Raw genomic sequence first — 19,679 nt, 5'->3', positions numbered from 1 at the left:
GTTGGTGATGGCCGCGGTCGTCGCCGGTGCGGTCGTCGTCATCACGCGCCGGGGGACGCGCCCGCTGACCACGCCCACCGAACGCGCGGTGCACGCCGCGCTGCACACCGCATCGCTCGCGGCACGCCCGTTGCGGCGGGGCCTCGACGCCGCGTCCGCGTCGGAGGCGGCGCCGCACCTGCGCACACTGACCGGCGCCGCCGCCGTCGTCCTGGCGGGACCGGACGGGACGGTGTTGGGCCACGACGGTCCCGTCGACGGGACCCTGGACGAGTTCCCCGTGGTCGCCCGCCGCGCCGTCGACACCGAGCGTCGGGTGCTGCTGCGCACCGCCGCGACCGCAGACGCCCCGGCACGTTCGGTGGTGGTGCAGCCGGTCCTCACCGAGGGCGCCGGCGTGGTCTGCGTGCTGGGCGTGGTCACGCTGGAGGAACCCGGTCCCGGTCTTCTCGGGGCCTGCACCGAGGTCGCGCGGTACGTCGGCGAGCAGGTCGAGCTGGCCGAACTCGACGCGAGCAGAGCACGCCTCGACCGGGCCGAGGTCCGGGCGCTGCGCGCCCAGATCAGCCCGCACTTCATCTACAACGCCCTGACGACCATCGCGTCGTTCGTGCGGACCGATCCCGATCGTGCGCGCGAGTTGGTCCTCGAGTTCGCCGACTTCACGCGCTACTCGTTCCGCACGGCGGGGGAGTTCACGGTGCTCTCCGACGAGCTCCGCAACATCGACCGGTACCTCACGCTCGAGCGCGCGCGTTTCGGTGACTCCCTCGACGTGACGGTGCAGATCGCTCCCGAGGTACTCGGAGTGGTGTTGCCGTTCCTGGCGCTGCAGCCCCTCGTCGAGAACGCGGTGCGCCACGGCGTCGCAGGCCGGGGCCGCGGCCGTATCACCGTGATCGCGGCGGACGCGGGTACGGACGCGGCCATCAGCATCGAGGACGACGGTGTCGGCATGGATCCGGAACTGCTGCGCTCCGGCGACCTGGGATCGGAAGAGGGGGTGCACGTCGGACTCGCCAACGTCGACGACCGGTTGCGCGCCGCCTTCGGCAACGACTACGGCCTGGTGGTGGAGACCGCGCCGGACGCCGGCACCAAGGTGAGTATGCGGATCCCGAAATTTCGGGCAGGCATCCGGCCCTGACGTGCGCGCGCGACATGGCACGATGAAGACGCCATGAGCCCCACCCATGCCACCGAGGCGACCACGCCCCCCGCTGCCGACCGGCCCCTGCGGCTGCTCGCCGTGGACGACGAGCGGCCGGCCCTGGACGAACTCGTCTACCTGCTGCGCCGCCACCCGGCGGTCGGATCGGTCGAGGGAGCGAGCGACGCCACCACGGCGCTGCGCATCCTGCGCGACGCGCCGGTCGACGGTGTCTTTCTCGACATCGACATGCCCGGACTCGACGGCATGGAACTGGCCGGAGTGCTGAGCAACTTCGCCTCACCGCCGGCGGTCGTCTTCGTGACGGCCCACGACGATCGCGCCGTCGCCGCCTTCGAGATCGGGGCCGTCGACTACCTCCTCAAGCCGATCCGTGACCAGCGCCTGTCCGACGCTGTCCGCCGCGTCGTCGACAAGAGGTCCGGCGCGGTACCGGGTCCCGCGGGGCGCAGCGACCAGGACGACGTGATCCCGGTGGAGCTCGGCGGTGTGACGACGATGGTGCCGCGATCCACTGTCGTCTGGGTGGAGGCCGAGGGCGACTACGCCCGGCTGCACACGACGACCGGCACCCACCTGGTGCGGATCGCCCTCTCGACGCTGGAGTCCCGCTGGGCCGACCACGGATTCCTGCGCGTCCATCGGTCGTACCTCGTGTCCGTCGGCCAGGTCGGGGGGACCCGCACCGTCGGGTCCGGACTGGTGGTCTGCCTGCGCGGCACGGGTGCCTGCCCACCCGTCGAGCTCCCGGTGAGCCGTCGCCACACCCGCGAACTCCGCGATCGGCTCGTCCGCGGCCCACGAGCGGCACTCGCCGGACAGCACCGTTCCTGAGATGGCGGCGCAGCGAGAGAAGGTGGTGTTGGCCCAGCGCCGCGGCGCACGCATCGTGCGCACCCGGGTGGAGGTCCAGGAGCAGACCGAGGTGGGCGAGGCCATGATCAACGGCCTGGTCCGCGCACAGTTGGCGCTCGCGTTGCGCACCGCGGCCGTCGTGGTCCTGATCCTCGGCATCGTCCCGCTGGTGTGGGTGTTCGCGCCGGCCGCGGGTACCGCACGCATCGCCGGCATCGGGGTCCCGTGGTGGTCGCTCGCCGTCGCCGCGTACCCGGTCCTGCTGGTCGCCGGGTACCTCTTCGTCCGTTCGGCCGAGCGCAACGAGCAGGAGTTCACCGAACTGGTGGAGGACTGATGGCCGGCGCTCTCACGTCCGGCACGCGCTGATGGTGTCCGTCCCCACGGTGCTCGCCGTCATCTTCTCGGCGGTGGCCACGGTCGCGGTGGGCGCGTACGGAGTCCGGTTGGCGCGCACCACCTCCGACTTCCTCGTCGCCTCCCGTAGCGTGGGTCCGCGGTGGAACGCCGCGGCCGTGTCCGGTGAGTACCTCTCGGCCGCATCGTTTCTCGGGGTCGCGGGCCTGATCGCCAAGTACGGTGCCGACGCACTGTGGTACCCGGTGGGCTTCACGGCCGGGTATCTCGGGCTGTTGCTGTTCGTCTCGGCGCCGCTGCGACGGTCCGGTGCGTACACGGTGCCGGACTTCGCCGAGTTCCGCCTCGGTTCGGCGCGGCTCCGCACGTTGGCCATGCTGGTGGTCGCCGGGGTGTGCGCGCTGTACCTCGTCCCGCAGCTGCAGGGCGCCGGGCTCACCCTCAACATCCTTCTCGGCGTTCCCAGTTGGGTCGGCGCGGCTGTCATCGGAGTGATCGTGATCCTCAACGTGGTCGGCGGCGGCATGCGCTCCATCACGTTCGTCCAGGCGTTCCAGTACTGGCTCAAGCTGACGGCCGTCGCGGTACCGGCGCTGGTGCTCGCGGTGCATTTCGCGGCCGATCCGCGCGAGATGGGCACCCCCGCACCGCCGTCCGTGGACACCGCCACGACTGTCGACATCAGTACCGACGTCGTCGTGCAGGTGCAGGAGAACCTCGACGTCGTGGTCCGCGGCACCGTCGACGGCGCCGCGGTGGACGGACCGACGACACTCGACGCGGGCGACCACACGCTGCAGTCGGGCACGGTGCTCGAACTCGAGGCCGGATCGCCGGTCCCCGTGGTGGCGGGCGCACCGGTCGAGGGCTCCGACTGGCTCTCGCCCGGCAACGGTTTCGGTGGTCCCTTCCCGCTGTACCAGGTGTACTCGCTGATCCTCGCCACGTTCCTCGGCACGATGGGGTTGCCCCACGTCCTCGTGCGCTTCTACACCAACCCGGACGGGCCGGCGGCTCGCTGGACGGCGCTGACCGTGGTGGGTCTGCTGTCGGTGTTCTACCTGTTCCCGACGGTGCTGGGTGTGTTCGCACGCCTGTACGTTCCCCAGTTGCTGATCACCGGAGCATCCGACGCGGCCGTGCTCCTGCTGCCGTCGGCGGCCATCGACGGGGTGCCGGGGCTGCTGCTCGCCGCACTCGTCGCCGCGGGCGCGATGGCGGCGTTCCTGTCTACGTCGTCGGGACTGCTGGTGACCATCGCCGGAGTGCTCAGCACCGACGTCCTGCGCGGACGGGTGCGCGACTTCCGGATCGCCGCGATCGTGGCCGGTACCGGTCCGCTGCTGCTGTCGGTCGGATTGGTCACGCTCGACCTCTCCCGCACCGTGGGGCTCGTGTTCGCCGTCGCGGCGTCGACGCTGTGTCCGCTGCTGGTGCTCGGCATCTGGTGGCGCGGTCTCACCGCCGCCGGGGCCGCCGCGGGGCTGATCGTCGGCGGCGGGGTCTCCACGGCCGCCGCATCCCTCGCCGTGCTCGGCGGGGTGTCCGATCAGCTCCTGGGTGGGTGGGCCGCAGCGATCGTCGGCTACCCGGCGGCGGTCAGCGTGCCCCTCGCCTTCGCCGTCATGGTGACGGTGTCGCTGGCGACTCGGTCCTCGATACCGCTGGACATCGGCCGCATCATGTCGGCCATGCACGCACCCGAACGCCTCGGTCTGGGCGTGGAGCGACTGCGCAAGCAGTGAGCGGCACGACCGTTCGTCCCGCCCGGCAGACCGTTCGGCGCACCGGCGCGCTGCTCGGCGTGTGATCGGCGCCACGCCGTATCGGTGTGATGGTGGTCTCACTACCGTCATCCGAGTATCTCCCGACACGTAGGAGCACCCGTGACCACCGCACAACCCCATTCGGGCGCACACCCCGAACCCCGGACCCCGTCCCCCCAGGACTTCGTCGACATGCAGGCCACGCCCGAGTTCCAGGAACTCAAGAAGCGCCTGCGCGGCTTCGTCTTCCCGATGGCCGCCTTCTTCCTCATCTGGTACACGACGTACGTGCTCCTCGGGGCGTACGCACACGACTTCATGGCCACCCGCGTCTTCGGCAACATCAACGTCGGACTGCTGCTCGGACTCGGACAGTTCGTGACGACGTTCGCCATCACCGGCATCTACGTGAAGTTCGCGAACCGTGAGCTCGACCCCCGTGCCGCGAAGATCCGCGACGAACTCGAAGGACCCCTCCAGTGACCACCTACTCTGCCGCGCAGCAGTTCCTGGCCCAGCAGACGATCGAGGCCGAGACCGTCGGCAGCCCGCTCGTCAACATCTCGATCTTCGCGGTCTTCGTCATCGTGACCATGGCCGTGGTGATCAAGGCCAGCAAGAAGAACGCCACCTCCGCGGAGTTCTTCACCGCGGGCGGCGGCTTCTCCGGACCACAGAACGGTGTCGCCATCGCCGGTGACTACCTCTCTGCGGCGAGCTTCCTCGGCATCGCGGGCGCCATCGCCGTCTACGGTTACGACGGCTTCCTGTACTCCATCGGCTTCCTCGTCGCGTGGCTCGTCGCCCTGCTTCTCGTCGCCGAGATGTTGCGCAACACCGGCAAGTTCACGATGGCCGACGTGCTGAGCTTCCGCCTCAAGCAGGGCCCGGTGCGTACCGCCGCCGCGTTGTCGACACTCACGGTGTCGTTCTTCTACCTGCTCGCGCAGATGGCCGGAGCCGGCGGCCTCGTCGCACTGCTCCTCGACATCTCGGATCGCACGGGACAGTCCATCGTCATCGCGGTCGTCGGCGTCCTGATGATCGTCTACGTCCTCGTCGGCGGTATGAAGGGCACCACCTGGGTGCAGATCATCAAGGCCGCGCTGCTCATCGCCGGTGCCGGTCTCATGACGGTGATGGTGCTGGCCAAGTTCGGCTTCAACCTGTCCGAGATCCTCGGCAGCGCGCAGACCATGGTCGGCGACTCGGTCTCCGAGACCGTCGCCGCGCGTGACGTTCTCGCCCCCGGCGCCCAGTACGGCGGCTCGGCCACGTCGCAGCTGAACTTCGTCTCGCTCGGTATCGCCCTGGTGCTCGGCACCGCCGGCCTGCCGCACGTGCTCATGCGCTTCTACACGGTGCCCACCGCCAAGGAAGCCCGTCGCAGCGTCGTCTGGGCGATCGCGCTGATCGGTGCGTTCTACCTCTTCACGCTGGTGCTCGGCTACGGCGCCGCCGCCATCGTCGGACCGGACCGCATCCTCGCCGCGGCCGGCGGACAGAACGCTGCCGCACCGCTTCTCGCGTTCGAACTCGGCGGGGTGATCCTGCTGGGCGTCATCTCGGCGGTCGCCTTCGCGACGATCCTCGCGGTCGTCGCCGGCCTCACCATCACCGCGTCCGCGTCCTTCGCTCACGACATCTACGCCGGTGTCATCAAGAAGGGCAAGGTCGACGACAAGAAGCAGGTCCAGGTCTCTCGCATCACCGCCGTCGTCATCGGCATCCTCGCCATCGGTGGCGGCATCCTGGCCAACGGACAGAACATCGCCTTCCTCGTGGCGCTGGCCTTCGCGGTCGCCGCGGCGGCCAACCTGCCGACCATCCTGTACTCGCTCTTCTGGCGACGCTTCACCACGCGCGGCGCGCTGTGGAGCATGTACGGCGGTCTGATCTCCACCATCGTGCTCATCATCTTCTCCCCGGCCGTGTCCGGCTCGGCGACGGCGATGATCAAGGGCTCGGACTTCGCCTGGTTCCCCCTGTCGAACCCGGGCATCGTCTCGATCCCGCTCGCCTTCATCCTCGGCATCGTGGGAACGCTGACGAGCAAGGACAACGAGAGCACCGACAAGGCGGCGGAGATGGAGGTGCGATCCCTCACCGGCGTCGGCGCCGAGAAGCCGGTCGCTCACTAGAATTCGTCCTGGAAGTTCGGACACGATGCGGGCCACCGCGGGTGTCGTCACGCGCTAGTGTTCACGGCGTGGCGAAACTCGAGGTGGTCCGCATCGTTCCTCTGTCCGCGGAGGATGCCTGGAACGGCGCATCCGATCTGACGCGGTACGAGGAATGGCTCAGCATTCACGACGGGTGGCGCGGCGACCTGCCCGCCGAACTGTCCGAGGGCACGCAGATGGCGTCCGTGGTGTCGGTCAAGGGCATGCGGAACCGGGTGCAGTGGACCGTGAAGAAGTACTCCCCGCCGCGCGAGCTCGAACTGAAGGGCGCGGGCAAGGGCGGGGTCAAGGTCTCGCTGAAGCTCACCGTCGCGGAGAAGAAGGACGGCTCCGAGCTGAAGATGACGATCGATCTCGGCGGCGCGCCCCTGTTCGGTCCCGTGGGATCCGGTGTGGCGCGGGCGCTCAAGGGCGACATCGAGAAGTCCGTCGACACGTTCGTCACCGTCTTCTCCTGAGCGTCAGGACAGTACGACCCCCGTCGCGCACGCGGCGATCACCAGCACCAGGGCGACCGCGTCGGATCCGTGCGGGCGACGTCGGCCCGACGTGATGCTGCCGCTGCCGCCGCGCACCGCGATCGCCTCGCCCATGTCGGCCGACCGCCGGATGGCCACCGACATGATGGCGGCCATGATGTCGATGAGGAATGTGTCCTGCGTCTTGCCGCTGCGCGTGCTCTTGCGGGGTCGGAGCTTGCGTGCGGCCACCAGCGTGTAGACGTCGTCGACCAACATCGGCAGCGACCGCAGCAGCAGAGCCATCGAGACGGCCCACTCGTCCACGGGCGCACCGACTCTGCGCAGGGGCGACAACAGAGTGGCGATGGCCGGTGCGATGTCCGCCATCGACGTCGTCCAGGCCACGGTGAGCGTCGCCCACAGCAGCACGACGCCGAACAGGATGCCGCGGAAGTAGATCCACACGGCGTCGACGCCGACCACCACGTTCACCGCGGCACCGAACGCGGCCAGTCCCCAGAGCCACCACGGCGGAACGGGGATCGCGAACACCGGGACCCGCGCGGCGATCGCCGCGAGCAGCAGGACGACGGACACCGCGGCGAGCATCGGCCAGGTCGGGTAGACCACCAGCGACCCGCCCAGCAGCGTGACCGCCACGAGTTTCGTTCCCGCCCAGAGTCGGTGGACCGACGTCTCCCGCGGAAGTTCGCGGAGCAGTGTGCCTCTCACCGGGTCGCTCCTCGTTCGATGGTGTCGTTCGTGGACTCGGGCGCCACGGTGCCGTGGTCGAGCACGACGGTGCGCGAGCGGACGGACGCCAGGGTGTCGACGTCGTGCGAGATGATGACGAGGGTGAGCCCCGTGCGGCGCAGATGGGTGAGCAGGGCGGTGATCTCCCGTCGACCCGGCGGATCGAGTCCGGCGAGCGGTTCGTCGAGCACCAGGACGTCCGGCTTGCCCACCAGAAGTCCGGCCAGCGCGACGCGCCGCATCTGCCCGCCACTCAGTTCGTCGACACGCGCGCCCGCGATGCGGCGATCGAGTCCCACCTGATCGAGAACACGGCTGACGTCGATGGTGCCCACGTCGGTTCCTCCCGCGGCCTCGATGTCCTCGGACACGGTGCGGCGCTGCAGTTGCAATCGAGCGTGCTGGAACGAGAGCGCGACGGTGCCGACGGACGACGACGTGGCCTTGCCCGAGAGCTCGCACGTGCCCTCGGAGGGCTTCGTCAGGCCGGCCATGATCCAGGCCAGCGTGGATTTGCCGGAGCCGTTGCCGCCGATGACGAGCAACCCCTCGCCGCGATGCACCGTGAGGTCGATTCCCTCGAGCGCGCGGGTGGCCCACGGACCGCGTCGGTCGTACACGTGACCGACGCCGCGCAGCACCAGTAACGGTGGTCCGGGCGGCGGCAGCGGATCCGTCCGCAGCGGAGTCGACGACATCCAGTTCGGGTCGTGCATCACCCGGCGGCCGCGGTGCAGCCGTACGACGTCGTCGGCCAGCGCTGCCTCGGTCGCGCGATGGGTGATGAGGACGACGGCCATGCCGTGGCGACGGGGGAGCCGGGCGAGCAGTTCGACGAGATCGCGCTGACCCTCCGGGTCGATCATCGCGGTGGCCTCGTCGGCGACCAGCAGCCGTGGTTCGCGAGCCAGCGCCGCGGCGACGGCGAGGCGCTGCAGTTCGCCACCGGACAGGCTGCCGGTGTCGCGCAGCCCGTACCCGGCCAGGCCCACTTCGGCGAGCAGGGCCTCGACACGGTCCGGTGTCGGCCGCGCCGCCGCCGGCAGGCCCCACACGACGTCGTCGGCCACGCGGGTACCGAGGATCTGGGACTCGGGATGCTGCAGAATCATCGCGGTTCCGCCGATCAGGCCGAGCCCGGTGGAACCCGTCCGGTCGATCCGGCCGCCCGTCGGCTCGGTGCCCACCAGGATGCGAGCGAGCGTGGACTTGCCGGATCCGTTGGCGCCGACGACGGCCACGAAACGGCCGGGCACGATCTCGAGATCGAGTGGGCCCAGCGCATCGTCGTGACCGCCCCGGTAGCGGTAGGTCACGCCCGTCAACCGCACGGGCACGGGGTGCGGTGTGGCCGCGTCGGCGGGGGTGATCACGACGTCGGGCAACTCGCCCCGCGACTCCAGCTCGCCGAGGCGGGACAGGGTGGCGCGCAGCACCCACCACGCGACGACGCCGCTGACGGCCGTCGACATCAGCGCCGAGACGAAGACGAGCACCCACCAGTACCCCAGGGCGAAGGAGGCGTAGTCGGCCACGGCGGTGGCGACGTCCTCGGCGGGTGCGATCCTGCCGACGATGTCCGCGCTGCCGCGGATCGAGTTGTCGAGGACGGTGAGGAACAGCTCGCGCAGTCCGCTGAGGATCAGCAGCATCAGCACGGAGAGGGCGCCCACCACGGCGCCGGTGAGCAGCGAGAGGGTGAGCACCGACGTGAACCCACGTCCGCGTCGGACGCTCACTCCCACGATGCCGGCCAGCACTCCGGAGATCGTCATGGTCAGCGCGGTGCCGAACCCGCCCGCGACGAACGACACGAGCATGCCGGCGGTACCGGCGACGGCCAGTGCCCGCAGGCGGTGGCGGTGGGCGATGACGGCCAACGGGACGATGGCGACGATCTGCAGCGCACCCGCCACGGGAATGAGGGCGCCGATCACCGAGAACGCGACGGCGAGGGCGGTCATCACCGATCCGGTCGCGAGTTCGTCCGGGTGTAGCGTCTTCGTACCGCGACCTGTGGCCGTCCTGGATCTCACCCCTCGAGTGTGCCACCGGCGTGTCCGGTTCCCGTTCCGACGGAGACCCGCGGAACGAGAAAGTGAGCCATGACGTCCGACTCCGACACCGCCGTGCAGATCACGCGCCCGAGACGCGTGCACCGGGCCTGGATCGTCGCCGCCGTGGCGTTCCTCGCACTCCTCGGGGCCGCCGGGTTCCGCGCCGCTCCGTCGGTGCTGATGGTGCCGATCACCGACGAGTTCGGCTGGTCGCGCGGCGTGCTGTCCGCGGCGGTGGGTGTCAACCTGCTGCTCTTCGGGCTGACCGCACCGTTTGCGGCGGCACTGATGGACCGCTTCGGCATCCGGACGGTGACGTCCGTCGCCCTCACCGTCGTGGCCCTGGGCAGCGCCCTCACCGTGTTCGTCACCGCGCCGTGGCAGATCCTGCTGACGTGGGGACTGCTCATCGGCCTGGGTACCGGATCGATGGCACTCGTCTTCGCCGCCATGGTCACCGACCGCTGGTTCGTGCGGCGGCGCGGGCTCGTGTCCGGCATCCTCACGGCCGGGTCCGCGACCGGTCAGCTCATCTTCCTGCCCGTGGTCGCCGCGCTCGCCGACAGCTCGGGATGGCGGACGGCGTCACTCGTCGTGGCGGGCGGTGCGCTGGCCGTGGTGCCGTTCGTCCTGCTGTTCCTGCGGAACTCCCCGGAGGAGGTGGGGGAGCTGCCGTACGGGGCGACCGAGCAGCCCGCCCCGGTGCTCGTCACGGGGAATCCCGCGATGCGGGCGATCCGAGCACTGCGGGACGCGTCGTCCGTGCGGACGTTCTGGGCGTTGATGGTGGGCTTCGCGATCTGCGGCGCCACCACGAACGGGCTGGTCGGGGTGCACTTCATCCCGTCCGCGCACGACCACGGCATGCCGCAGACCACGGCCGCGGGACTACTGGCCGTGGTGGGGATCTTCGACATCGTGGGCACCATCGCGTCGGGCTGGCTCACCGACCGGGTGGATCCGAGACTGCTGCTGGGCGCGTACTACGCCTTCCGAGGCGTCGCCCTGCTGTTCCTGCCGGCGCTGCTGTCCGACGCCCTGCACCCGTCGATCGTGGTGTTCATCGTCGTGTACGGCCTCGACTGGGTCGCCACGGTGCCGCCCACCATCGCTCTGTGCCGCGAGGTGTTCGGCACGCAGGGGCCGCTGGTTTTCGGCTGGGTGTTCGCCTCGCACCAGGTGGGCGCGGGCATCGCGTCCGTGGTGGCGGGGGTCGTGCGCGATGCCACCGGTGAGTACACCGCCGCCTGGTTCGGCGCAGCTGGTCTCTGCGTCGTGGCGGCGGTGCTCAGCGTCGGGATCGCTCGGCGATCAGCCCCGGTAACCGGCTGATTCGCTGCGCGCGGTGGTGGGGCGACGACGTCGACCCGAACCCCCGTTGGAGTTGCCGGCATGACCGCCGCGGGTGGAGCGTCCGCGTCCGGGCTGCTGCTGCTTCGGAGCCGGTGCGGCCTCCTTGGGAGCGGGCTTGACGTAGGCCGCGACGTCGCCGACCAGCTCCTGGACGGCCGGTGAGTCGACGGTCACGCGCTGCGGCGCCGCGTCGATCTTGGCCTTGCGCATCAGGACCGACAGGTCTCGACGCTGCTCCGGCAGGACGACGGTGACGACGTCGCCGGCGCTGCCCGCACGGGCCGTACGGCCACTGCGGTGCAGGTAGGCCTTGTGCTCGGCGGGCGGATCGACGTGGACGACCAGCTCGACGTTGTCGACGTGCACACCGCGCGCCGCGACGTCCGTGGCCACGAGCACGCGCGCATCGCCGTTGGAGAACGCAGCGAGGTTGCGGTCACGCGCAGCCTGCGACAGGTTGCCGTGCAGGTCGACGGACGGGATGCCGGCCTCGGTGAGTTGACGCGCCAGCTTGCGAGCCTGGTGCTTGGTGCGCATGAAGAGGATGCGGCGACCCTCACCGGAGGCGAGACGCTGGACCAGCGCCTTCTTGCCGTCGACACCGCCCACCTCGAAGATGTGGTGGGTCATCGCGGCGACGGGGGAGTTCTCCTCGTCGACCGAGTGCTGCACCGGGTCGGTGAGGAACTGCTTGACCAGCTTGTCGACGCCGTTGTCCAGCGTCGCCGAGAACAGCATGCGCTGTCCGTGCGAGGGTGTGGCCTTCATGATGCGCGTGACGCCGGGCAGGAAGCCCAGGTCCGCCATGTGGTCGGCCTCGTCGAGCACGGTGATCTCGATGTCGTCCAGCGTCACCAGACGCTGCTTCATCAGATCCTCGAGGCGACCGGGGCAGGCGACGACGATGTCGACGCCGCGGCTGAGCGCGGTGACCTGGCGTGCCTGCGAGACGCCACCGAAGATCGTGGTGACGCGCAGGTTCGACGCCATGGTGAGCGGCTCGAGGGCGGCAGCGATCTGGGTGGCCAGCTCACGGGTGGGGGCGAGGATCAGACCACGCGGGCGGTTGGGCTTGCGGACGCCCGAGAACGTCTCGCCGAGGCGGGACACCATGGGGATGGAGAACGCGAGAGTCTTTCCGCTGCCGGTCTTTCCGCGTCCGAGGACGTCGCGACCCTTCAGCGTGTCGGGCAGGGTGTCCGCCTGGATGGGGAACGGTGACGCGATGCCGGCAGCTGTGAGAGCGCGGACGAGACGGTCACTGACGCCGAGGTCGGCGAAGGAGGGAGAAGTCATGAAGAGTTCGAGTGCCTTTCGGGCATCTGAGCACTCCTGTGGCGGAGCGCAGAATGGCGAGACTGCCGGTGGGCAGTTCCGATCGCCGTAAGAAAAATTCGTGCTGATTCCACGACGTACGCCGCGCACAGTGGCGCAGCAGCGAGACCCAGTGTAGCCGGTCAATCGCTGTGACCGCCGTCTCGCAGCGCGTGGGGCCGGCGCCGTGCACGCTCTGCCGGGTGGAGTTGTTGTGGCGGAACGGGATCGGCAGTGCGTGCACACCATTTCTGGTGGGCGTACACCCCTCCCAGCAGGCCGCAGCGGGTGTGCGCTTCACGGAATCGGTGTGCGCTTCGGCGTGCGGGTCTGGTTCGCGTGTGCGCACCCCGTGTGACCAGCGCGCACGGGGCTGCGGTGGGTGCGCGGGAGATGCTGGCCCGGTAGGGGTGTGCACCCCCCTCTGGTGGGCGCACACCCCTATCAACAGGCCGCAGCGGGTGTGCGCCTCACGGAATCGGTGTGCGATCAGGCAGTGAACGCCGCGCTCTGCGACCGCACCAGATCGACCAGTGTCTGTTGCGGAATCGTCAAGTCCAGCAGGTGCAGCCCCCAGGTCGCGTTCGGCAGCGTGGGCAGGGCCGAGGCTCCGGGGCCGTCGATCATGAGCACGTTGTCACCGTCGCACTGCGCCGTGAGGTTCGGCAACGGCCCCAGCACCGGCGTCCTCGCATTCGCCCCGAGCGACGCCGGGTTGGTGCAGAGGATGCCGTCGCCGCGGTAGCGGGAGTCGGGCGGGGGAGTGCGCGAGAAAGTGGAATACGCGACGACGCAACCGGTCTCGCTCGCATCCGCGCACGGGGCGACGGTGGTGAAGTCCGACGTCCGCACCGAGATGCCGGGAATGATGGCGGACACCAACAGCGCTCGCGTCGCGGGATCCGGTTCGATGCGGTTCTGCAGGAGCGTCCGCAGCATGCGAGACCCCTGCGAGTGGCCGAGCAGCACGACACCACGGTTGGAGTCCCGCTGCGCGAGGTAATCGGTCCAGGCTCGATCAATGTCCACGTAGGCCTCGGCGAGTGCGGCGTCCCGTGCGGGACCGTCGGCCGTGGCGAGGCTCAGCAGCGTGGCCTGACGGTAGACCGGAGCCCAGACGTTGCAGACGGAGCCGAACGGGCGAGCCTGTGCCGCCGCGGTGAAGGTGAGTTCGGGGGACGCGTCGAGGTTCGCCGACTGCGCCGCTTGCAGAGAGGCGGTGGGGTAGACGTAGAAGCAGTCGACCGGGGCGTCGGTGCCACCACCACACGGATCCGCGGTGCCGGGCCGGCAGAGCCAGGTTGTCGACGGTGCTGCCGACGCGGCCGGCACCGACAGGAAGAGTGAGCCGAACAGGGCTGCCACCAGGAGGAGCGCGCGCGTCATGGCTGGACTGTAGCGGGGCTTTCGGTGCCCTCGGCAGGATTCGAACCTGCGACCTACCCTTTAGGAGAGGGTTGCTCTATCCCCTGAGCTACGAGGGCCGACCCGGCGAGAGCCGGGCTGACGCTCAGCACTCTACCGGGTCGACATGTCTGTCAGGCGCTGGGCGAGATGGCCTCCAGCTTGCGTGCCACCAGTGCGGCCTGCAGGTGCCGCATTCCGGACGGGCGCGTGGGATCGAACCCCGTGAGGTGCGCGATCCGCTTGAGGCGATAGTCGACCGTGTTGGTGTGCAGGTGCAGCTGACGCGCCGAGCGCTGACGGTTGAGGTCGTGGTTGATGTGGATCTCGAGGGTCTCGAGCAGCTCGGGCGAGTTGTCCAACGGGACGAGAACGCGTGACAGGTACGCCCGGCCGGGGCCGGGGCGGGTGAGCTGGTACTCGAGAACAAGGTCGGTCATGCGGTAGACACCGGCGGGTCGACGAAGCTGCTGGGCGAGGTCGAGAAGCTCGTGCACCTGATCCGAGGCGGCCGGCACGTCGTTGACGGAACTGGTGGCGACGGTGGCGGTGACCGCGGTCTCGGCGGCGACGGACATGCGCTCCACGAGAGTGGCGACCCATTCGTCGTCGCGCTCGCCGGGAACGAGAATGGTGCCGCCCTCGGCGGACAGCATCGACAGGGGGGAGCGGTCGCACACGAGGGCCAGCTCGGCCTGCACGCGGCGCAGCTTGCGACGGGCGGTGACCGCGCGCGGCAGGGCGGGGTTGGACTCGTCGGGATGCGCGGCGATGGAGACGGCCAGCACGGTGAACGAGTCGGCGAGCTCGATGCCCGACTGGCGGGCCACCGAACGCGCGTTGTGGCCACTGAGCAGTGCGGTGACGACGGTGTGCGCGGCGGTGTGGTGCTCGCTCGCGACGGCCTGCAGTTCGTCGACGTAGCTGGCCGACGCGGCCGTCGAGATGCGCTCCGACAGGGCGACGAACGCCTTGGCGACAGCCTTGAGATTGCCCGTCGCGCGCTCGGACACCAGGTCCCAGCCCATCTGGATGCCCTCGTGGTAGACGCCGAGGACGGCGCGGAGCGGAACACCCTCGCGGGCCCACTGCGCCGCGCGGCCACCGAGCTCGGCGATGTCCTCGTCCGAGGTGGTGGGTGCGTCGCCGACGCCGACGGCCATGGACAGGCAGGACACCGTCAGTTCCGTGACGTCAGCCCGGAGGGTCGCGCCGAGTGTCGACGTGCGGGTGGCCGCAGCCGGCTGACCCACCGTCCGACGAGCGACGTTCTCGAGGTCGCGTGGCGGCACGCCGGTGCGGCCTGCCACCATGAGTCCGGTGGTGCTCTTCTCCACCGCAGCCGCCTGGGACGACTGCGTGTTCTCGACACTCACGTAACTAGTTCCTTCCGGTCGGCGAGCCGTACGTCCACTCTGTGTCACGTGGCGGTTTCCCTCCACGTCGACGGTCGACTGGCTCGTCACTCGCACAAAAACGGGGCGCAAGTTCAGATTGTAGGGCAATAAAAGTTCATATGTGTAGTTTCGTCCCGCGTTTCCTCGCGGCGCTGTGACCCGAGCCAGGCAGAATCGGACCGTCCTGCGACTCGTCCCAACATCGACGCAAGGCGGCGGTGGCCCGATCGGACCCGTCCTAGCGTCACCTCTCGTCGGCCGGCCAGGTCGACGGAACACGACGCGTCACGGGGGAACCTCATGCCACAGGTGCTGTCACAGATCGAGCTGCTGCGCGAACTGCAGCCGGTAGCGGAAACCAATCTCGAACGCCATCTGACGCTGGCCAAGCCGTGGAACCCCCACGACTACATCCCGTGGAGCGACGGCAAGAACTTCGCGATGCTGGGCGGCCAGGACTGGTCGCCGGAGCAGTCGTCGCTGTCGAAGGTCGCCAAGGCGGCCATGGTCACGAACCTGCTGACCGAGGACAATCTGCCCTCCTACCACCGCGGGCTCGCCGAGAACTTCTCGATGGACGGGGCCTGGGGAACCTGGGTCGGTCGCTGGACCGCGGAGGAGAACCGCCACGGCATCGCGATGCGCGACTATCTCGTCGTCACCCGGAGCGTCGATCCCGTCGCGCTCGAGCAGGCGCGGATGGAGCACATGACGGTCGGTATCGACTCGCCGATGGAGGGCGCCAACCTGCTGCACGGCGTCGCCTACGTGACGTTCCAGGAGCTGGCCACCCGGGTGTCGCACCGCAACACCGGCAAGGCCTGCAACGATCCGATCGCCGACGCACTGCTCGCCCGCATCGCGGCCGACGAGAACCTGCACATGATCTTCTACCGCAACATGTGCTCGGCGGCCATCGAGCTCGCGCCGGACCAGACGATGAAGGCGATCGCCGACGTCGTCATGAACTTCCAGATGCCGGGGCTCAACCAGCCGGACTTCCGTCGCAACGCCGTCCTCATCGCGAAGTACGGCATCTACGACCTGCGCCAGCACCTCGACGAGGTCATCATGCCGGTGCTGCGCAAGTGGGACATCTTCGAGCGCACCGACTTCGGACCCGAGGGCGAGAAGCTGCGCGAGATGGTGGCCGACTACCTGGCCGACCTCGAGAAGCAGGCGGTGCGCTTCGAGGAGTCACGCGACCGAGCACTCGCCCGCGACCGCGAACGCGGCGAAGCCATCGCCGTCTGACAGATCTGACGACCGTCTTCGATCGACCGGCCTCCGGCCTCCGGCCTGCCCGTCCTACATCGCGACGGTCAGCAGGAACGCGACGTCCTCGACGGCCTCCACACTGTGGCGGGCGTCGGGGACGACGAGGAGATCGCCCGCGGAACCTTTCCAGGATCGCTCACCGCTCACCAGTTGCAACTGGCCGCTGAGGACCAGGACCGTGGACTCCCCGTTCAGATCGTGCTCGGCCAGCGAGTTGCCCGCGGCCAGGCCGACGACGGTCTGCCGCAGGCTGCGCTGATGTCCGCCGTAGACGGTGTGCGAACTCCGCCCGCTGGACGCGGTCTTCGCCAGCTTCAGCTGTTGCCGAGCGAGCGCGGTCAGCGATTTCTTGTCCATGCGTCGTATTGTCCCGCTCAGCGGGCCCCGGCGCGGCGAATCAGCGCGTGTAGCGCACGAATCGATAGCGAACATCGGATGCGCTGCTCGTCTGCCAGGCGCCCTCGGTCCGGGTGAACGATGCCGGTACCTCGGGGGCGACCGTGTCGCCGCCGGGGACGTCCAGATCGATCTCGGTCATCTCGACGACATCGGCGTGCGGCAGGGCGAGCCGGTAGATGTCCGCGCCGCCGATGATCCAGGTGTCGTGTCCGCCGAGCAGCGCCTCGTCCATCGTGGCGGCACGTGCGGCACCCTCCGCGGACCAGGACGCGTCACGGCTGAGCACGATGTTCGTCCGGCCCGGCAGAGGGCGGAACCGTGCGGGCAACGAGTCCCAGGTACGCCGTCCCATGACGACGCGGCTGGATCCCGTGACCTCACGGAAGTGCGCCATGTCCTCGGGCACCCGCCACGGAATCGTGCCGTCCTTGCCGATGACGCCGCCGTGCGCCTGCGCCCACACCAACCCGATCGTCATACCGCGACGGGTGCCTTGATCGCGGGATGGTGCTGGTAGTCGACGATCTCGATGTCGTCGAAGGTGTAGTCGAAGATCGAGTCACGTGGAGCGAGTCGGAGCGTGGGGGCGGGGAACGCGTCTCGCGTCAACTGCTCGCGCACCTGGTGGAAGTGATTGTCGTAGATGTGGCAGTCGCCGCCGGTCCACACGAAGTCGCCCACCTCGAGGCCGGTCTGCGCGGCGACCATGTGCGTGAGCAGGGCGTAGCTCGCGATGTTGAACGGCACGCCGAGAAACATGTCGGCGCTGCGCTGGTACAGCTGGCACGACAGCTTTCCGTCGGCGACGTAGAACTGGAAGAAGGCGTGGCACGGAGCCAGCGCCATGTCGGGGATCTCCGCGACGTTCCAGGCCGAGACGATCATGCGTCGGGAATCGGGGTCGCGGCGGATGGTGTCGATCACCTGCGAGATCTGATCGATGTGGTCGCCCGACGGTGTGGGCCACGAGCGCCACTGCACTCCGTAGACCGGCCCCAGGTCGCCCTTCTCGTCGGCCCACTCGTCCCAGATGGTGACGCCGTTCTCGCGCAGGTAGGCGACGTTGGACTCGCCTCGCAGGAACCACAGCAGCTCGTGCACGATCGACTTGAGATGCACGCGCTTGGTGGTCACCAGCGGGAATCCCTCGGACAGGTCGAACCGCATCTGGTGGCCGAACAGGCTGGTGGTGCCGGTCCCGGTGCGGTCGGACTTGGGCGTGCCCTCCGCGAGCACGCGGCGGAGCAGATCCTCGTAGGGCGTCGCGACCATGGCTACACCTTAGGCTCAGGCAGATGAGGACCATGCACGTGATCGGTATCGGCGCGGGGGATCCCGACCAGGTGACCGTCGCGGCGATCAAGGCGATGAACACCGTCGACGTCTTCTTCGTCATCGACAAGGGCGCGCAGAAGCAGGAGTTGGTCGACGTCCGCACCCGCATCCTGCGCGAGCACGTGCCGACCGACCATCGCGTGGTCGAGTTCACCGATCCGCCGCGCGACCGCGCGCCGTCGGACTACGACGACGCCGTCGACACCTGGCACGACCTCCGCGCCCGGATGCTCGCCGACCTCGTGGACGCGGAGCCGTCCGAGTCGGTCGGCGCGATGCTGGTGTGGGGCGACCCGTCGCTCTACGACAGCACGTTGCGCGTGGTGGAGCGGGTGCGCGCGGTGCTCGACAGCCCGTTCGAGGTCTCGGTGATCCCGGGTGTCACCAGTCCGTCGGCGCTCGCGGCCGCGCACCGCATCGTGATGAACCGAGTGGGGGAGCCGGTCCTCACCACCACCGGTCGCCGGCTTCGTGACGAGGGCCTGCCCGACGGCGTCACGGCGGCCGTGGTGATGCTCGACTCGGACTGCAGCTTCCGGTCGCTGCCCGGGTGGAACGTGTGGTGGGGTGCGAACCTGGGCACGCCCGGCGAGGTGACCCTGGCGGGCCCCGTCGACGACATCGGGGACGAGATCGTCGCGCGCCGGGCGGCTCTGCGGGCCGAGGCCGGCTGGGTGATGGACACCTATCTCGTCCATCGACCGTGACTTCCGATTAGGGTCGAGGTGTGCCGGAATTACCCGAGGTCGAGGCTCTCGCGGGCTTCCTCCGTGAGCATGCGCTGGGAGCGGTGATCGGGCGCATCGACGTGGCCGCGTTGAGCGTTCTCAAGACCTTCGATCCGCCGGTCACCGATCTGCAGGGCAAGGACATCACGGGCGCGGCCCGGTGGGGCAAGCACCTCGGCATCGAGGCCGGCGGGCTCTGGCTCGTCACGCATCTGTCGCGCGGTGGCTGGCTGCGGTGGACGGACAATCCGTCGTCGGCGCCGCCCAAGCCGGGCAAGGGGCCGCTCGCACTCCGCGTCCATCTCTTCACACCCGAGGGGCTCACCCCCGCGTTCGACCTCACCGAGGCGGGGACGCGCAAGCGGCTCGCCGTGTGGGTCGTGCGCGATCCGCAGGAGGTGCCCGGCATCGCCCGCCTGGGCCCGGACGCCCTCGCGGTGACGGAGCCGGAGTTCGCGGAACTACTCGCCCGCAGGAGTTCTCGGCTCAAGACCGCATTGGTGGATCAGCAACTGCTCGCCGGGATCGGCAATGCCTACAGCGACGAGATCCTGCACACCGCGAAGCTCTCGCCGTTCGCCACCACCGCCTCGCTCACCCCCGAGTCGGTGACCCTGCTGTGGACCACGATGCGCTCGGTCCTGCTCGACGCCGTCGCGCGGTCCGAGGGTCAGGACGCGGCACGGCTCAAGGGCGAGAAGCGGTCCGGTATGCGGGTGCACGCGCGGACGGGCATGCCCTGCCCGGTCTGCGGTGACACCGTGCGCGAGGTCTCCTACGTCGACCGGTCGTTCCAGTACTGCCCCACGTGCCAGACCGGCGGCCGGATTCTCGCCGACCGCCGTCTGTCCCGTCTCGTGAAGTAGCC

Annotated in this window: 19 protein-coding genes and 1 tRNA gene; 11 read left to right on the top strand and 9 right to left on the bottom strand. The window is 69.4% G+C overall.

Annotated features, from left to right (window positions below):
- Positions 1-7 precede the first annotated feature (7 nt).
- The 7 genes from J4E04_RS16135 to J4E04_RS16105 all read left to right on the top strand — a co-directional run bounded on the left by J4E04_RS16135 (position 8) and on the right by J4E04_RS16105 (position 6,790).
- A complete protein-coding gene (locus tag J4E04_RS16135) occupies positions 8-1,147 on the top strand; it encodes a sensor histidine kinase (protein ID WP_037184426.1) in 1,140 nt (379 codons plus the stop codon).
- Positions 1,148-1,180: 33 nt separating this feature from the next.
- Complete coding sequence (locus J4E04_RS16130) at positions 1,181-2,005, top strand: LytR/AlgR family response regulator transcription factor (RefSeq protein ID WP_222627733.1); 825 nt, start codon at positions 1,181-1,183, stop codon at positions 2,003-2,005.
- A 1-nt stretch (position 2,006) separates the two neighbouring features.
- Complete coding sequence (locus J4E04_RS16125; protein ID WP_222627731.1) at positions 2,007-2,363, top strand: hypothetical protein; 357 nt, start codon at positions 2,007-2,009, stop codon at positions 2,361-2,363.
- A 31-nt stretch (positions 2,364-2,394) separates the two neighbouring features.
- Positions 2,395-4,128: a sodium/solute symporter gene (locus tag J4E04_RS16120; protein WP_056446914.1), complete on the top strand. Its 1,734-nt coding sequence runs from the start codon at positions 2,395-2,397 to the stop codon at positions 4,126-4,128.
- Positions 4,129-4,269: 141 nt separating this feature from the next.
- Positions 4,270-4,632, top strand: coding sequence for a DUF485 domain-containing protein (locus J4E04_RS16115; protein WP_027504182.1), 363 nt, complete (start codon positions 4,270-4,272; stop codon positions 4,630-4,632).
- On the top strand, positions 4,629-6,290 hold the full coding sequence (locus tag J4E04_RS16110) for a solute symporter family protein (RefSeq protein WP_231476145.1): 1,662 nt from the start codon (positions 4,629-4,631) through the stop codon (positions 6,288-6,290). Before J4E04_RS16115 ends, J4E04_RS16110 begins: the two co-directional genes overlap by 4 nt.
- Positions 6,291-6,358: 68 nt before the next feature.
- The gene (locus J4E04_RS16105) at positions 6,359-6,790 is read left to right on the top strand and encodes a type II toxin-antitoxin system Rv0910 family toxin (RefSeq protein ID WP_027504180.1); all 432 of its coding nucleotides are present in this window, start codon (positions 6,359-6,361) and stop codon (positions 6,788-6,790) included.
- A 3-nt stretch (positions 6,791-6,793) separates the two neighbouring features.
- On the opposite strand, the gene J4E04_RS16100 is transcribed toward J4E04_RS16105, so the two are convergent.
- On the bottom strand, positions 6,794-7,525 hold the full coding sequence (locus J4E04_RS16100; RefSeq protein ID WP_490149013.1) for an energy-coupling factor transporter transmembrane component T family protein: 732 nt from the start codon (positions 7,523-7,525) through the stop codon (positions 6,794-6,796).
- Positions 7,522-9,510 carry an ATP-binding cassette domain-containing protein gene (locus tag J4E04_RS16095; RefSeq protein ID WP_490149012.1) on the bottom strand — a complete coding sequence of 663 codons (1,989 nt, stop codon included), beginning with the start codon at positions 9,508-9,510 and terminating at the stop codon, positions 7,522-7,524. Before J4E04_RS16095 ends, J4E04_RS16100 begins: the two co-directional genes overlap by 4 nt.
- Before the next feature lie 141 nt (positions 9,511-9,651).
- On the opposite strand from J4E04_RS16095, the gene J4E04_RS16090 reads away from it, so the two are divergent.
- A complete protein-coding gene (locus tag J4E04_RS16090; protein WP_490149011.1) occupies positions 9,652-10,935 on the top strand; it encodes an MFS transporter in 1,284 nt (427 codons plus the stop codon).
- Here the strand turns inward: J4E04_RS16090 and J4E04_RS16085 are convergent.
- The 4 genes from J4E04_RS16085 to J4E04_RS16070 form a co-directional block, all read right to left on the bottom strand.
- Positions 10,915-12,252 (bottom strand): DEAD/DEAH box helicase, encoded by a 1,338-nt coding sequence (locus tag J4E04_RS16085; RefSeq protein WP_222627727.1) that lies wholly within the window; start codon positions 12,250-12,252, stop codon positions 10,915-10,917. The two genes, J4E04_RS16090 and J4E04_RS16085, sit on opposite strands and share 21 nt — an antisense overlap.
- 507 nt (positions 12,253-12,759) lie before the next feature.
- Entirely contained in the window at positions 12,760-13,656 is an 897-nt protein-coding gene (locus tag J4E04_RS16080; protein WP_490149010.1) for a DUF3089 domain-containing protein, read from the bottom strand.
- 25 nt (positions 13,657-13,681) lie between these two features.
- Positions 13,682-13,754: transfer RNA gene (locus tag J4E04_RS16075), tRNA-Arg, on the bottom strand.
- A 54-nt stretch (positions 13,755-13,808) separates the two neighbouring features.
- On the bottom strand, positions 13,809-15,050 hold the full coding sequence (locus tag J4E04_RS16070) for a PucR family transcriptional regulator (protein ID WP_307095423.1): 1,242 nt from the start codon (positions 15,048-15,050) through the stop codon (positions 13,809-13,811).
- Between the two features lie 321 nt (positions 15,051-15,371).
- Between J4E04_RS16070 and J4E04_RS16065 the strand changes: the two genes are divergently transcribed.
- Entirely contained in the window at positions 15,372-16,325 is a 954-nt protein-coding gene (locus J4E04_RS16065) for an acyl-ACP desaturase (protein WP_027504174.1), read from the top strand.
- A 54-nt stretch (positions 16,326-16,379) separates the two neighbouring features.
- Here the strand turns inward: J4E04_RS16065 and J4E04_RS16060 are convergent, their stop codons facing one another.
- The 3 genes from J4E04_RS16060 to J4E04_RS16050 are packed head-to-tail and all read right to left on the bottom strand — an operon-like array spanning position 16,380 to position 18,020.
- On the bottom strand, positions 16,380-16,706 hold the full coding sequence (locus tag J4E04_RS16060) for a cupin domain-containing protein (RefSeq protein ID WP_027504173.1): 327 nt from the start codon (positions 16,704-16,706) through the stop codon (positions 16,380-16,382).
- A 40-nt stretch (positions 16,707-16,746) separates the two neighbouring features.
- Positions 16,747-17,226, bottom strand: coding sequence for a dihydrofolate reductase (locus J4E04_RS16055; protein ID WP_027504172.1), 480 nt, complete (start codon positions 17,224-17,226; stop codon positions 16,747-16,749).
- Entirely contained in the window at positions 17,223-18,020 is a 798-nt protein-coding gene (locus J4E04_RS16050; protein WP_490149009.1) for a thymidylate synthase, read from the bottom strand. The genes J4E04_RS16055 and J4E04_RS16050 overlap by 4 nt, the downstream gene beginning before the upstream one ends.
- 23 nt (positions 18,021-18,043) lie before the next feature.
- On the opposite strand from J4E04_RS16050, the gene cobF reads away from it, so the two are divergent.
- Entirely contained in the window at positions 18,044-18,790 is a 747-nt protein-coding gene (gene cobF, locus J4E04_RS16045; protein ID WP_027504170.1) for a precorrin-6A synthase (deacetylating), read from the top strand.
- A 20-nt stretch (positions 18,791-18,810) separates the two neighbouring features.
- A complete protein-coding gene (locus J4E04_RS16040) occupies positions 18,811-19,677 on the top strand; it encodes an Fpg/Nei family DNA glycosylase (protein WP_222641579.1) in 867 nt (288 codons plus the stop codon).
- The last annotated feature ends 2 nt before the right edge of the window (positions 19,678-19,679 follow it).

The organism is Rhodococcus sp. NFXS4 (assembly GCF_058139645.1).
The sequence above is the reverse complement of the archived record's forward strand: the minus strand, read 5'-3'. Positions and strand labels throughout refer to the sequence as shown.